This is a genomic window from Vibrio sp. 03_296, assembly GCF_002265885.1.
Map to the genome: position 1 here is coordinate 1 of NZ_NPKW01000562.1, position 257 is coordinate 257.

The following is a 257-nucleotide window of genomic DNA, read 5'->3' on the forward strand; positions in this document are numbered from 1 at the left end:
AAAGGAATTAATCGAACACTGCTTTTAATTCTAAAATAATCTGCTTATCATGGCTTGCCGAATTTGTCGCCAATCGACACAAGTGCGATAAAAAACGCAGGGGAATACCTGAGTAAATAAAGAGAGAGTATGTCACACAACGATTTAGTAACGATTCATGGACTGACGTTTTCCCGTGGCCAACGTAAGATTTCGACAACATTCGATTTGCGTATTCCCAAAGGAAAAGTCGACAGGCATCACTGGGGCCATCGTGG

At 42.0% G+C, this 257-nt stretch carries 1 pseudogene; it reads left to right on the forward strand.

Annotated features, from left to right (window positions below):
* Positions 1-129 precede the first annotated feature (129 nt).
* A pseudogene (locus CIK04_RS35695) lies at positions 130-257 on the forward strand (phospholipid ABC transporter ATP-binding protein MlaF); the annotation flags it as partial.